The following is a 1,375-nucleotide window of genomic DNA, read 5'->3' on the forward strand; positions in this document are numbered from 1 at the left end:
CCGGAATACCCAGTTCCAGAAGCTCTTCACCTTCGCGAATCAGCTCATCGCCCGTCATCCGCTCTATGCCCGGCATGGAAGGAATGGCTTCCCGGTGATTAGAGCCTTCCAGAATGAATACGGGATAGATCAGATCGTTCGGAGTAAGATGGTTCTCCCGCATCAGACGGCGGGAAAAATCGTCAAAGCGCATCCGTCTGGGACGGCTGGCTGGGAAGGGTCGCTGGATCATACTGATACTCTGAAGAAGATGATTAAAAGTGATTCTTTCGCTTGTTAACCCTGATCGTTATGAGGGATAAAGCCGAATATCCCGCTCATAACGTTTGAAACCTTAAGGGTGTGGCTAACGTATAGTCTGACAGGCATTATACGAAAAAGATGCGCTATGCGCTTTTCCGACAGAATGTTGAAAATCCGTTCCGGAGACAACAGGCGAAGAACCCTTGTATGAATAAAACTAAAATAATTTTGCTGGTGGCTGTTGTGGCAGCTATCACCGCCTTCTTTACACTTGATGTACAGCAATACCTGACTCGTGATAATTTCCAATCGCTCTACAGCGATAGCCCTGCCCTAACCATTGTCGTGTTCTTTGCTATTTATCTGGTTGTAACGGCACTTTCCCTGCCGGGCGCTGTTATCCTTACCCTGGTCGGTGGGGCTATTTTCGGGTTGACGACAGGCCTGATAGTGATCTCTTTTGCCAGCACTATAGGGGCCACGCTCGCTTTCCTTATTTCCAGAACACTGCTGAGGGAATGGGTTCAGAGCAAATTTGGTCATCATCTGGAAACCGTCAACAAAGGTATTGAGAAAGATGGCCTGTTTTATCTTCTGACCTTGAGATTGATTCCGGCAGTCCCATTCTTTGTCATTAACCTGGTCATGGGGCTGACGCCCATGAAAACCCGAACGTTTTACTGGGTCAGTCAGCTTGGCATGCTGGCGGGAACCGCTGTCTATGTGAATGCCGGTGCTCAGCTTGGGCAGGTTCAGGAATTGTCTGTCAGTGGTATTTTAACGCCGGGGCTTATCGGCTCCTTTGTGCTGCTGGGGACTTTCCCCTGGTTAGCACGCAAAGCTATTAGCCTGATCAAAAAACCTTCCGTGAGCGAAAAAAAGAAGGGGGGATTAAGTCATGTTTGATTATTCCGGTGTTTACAAGGGTTTCAGTAAACCTCGTAAGTTCGATAATAACCTGACCGTGATAGGTGCGGGTTCTGCCGGATTGGTAAGCAGCTACATTGCTGCTGCCGTAAAAGCCAAAGTCACTTTGATTGAAAAGCATAGAATGGGTGGCGACTGTCTCAATACCGGCTGCGTTCCCAGCAAGGCCTTGATTCGATCAGCCAGGATGGCCCACTACATGAAG

At 48.7% G+C, this 1,375-nt stretch carries 2 pseudogenes; one reads left to right on the plus strand and one right to left on the minus strand.

Annotation, left to right across the window (positions count from 1 at the left end):
• Window positions 1-232: pseudogene (locus KDK16_RS01435) on the minus strand (porphobilinogen synthase); the annotation flags it as partial.
• Window positions 233-450: 218 nt separating this feature from the next.
• Between KDK16_RS01435 and KDK16_RS01440 the strand changes: the two are divergent.
• Window positions 451-1,375 (plus strand): annotated as a pseudogene (locus KDK16_RS01440) (VTT domain-containing protein); the annotation flags it as partial.

The organism is Endozoicomonas sp. SESOKO4 (genome assembly GCF_024606275.1).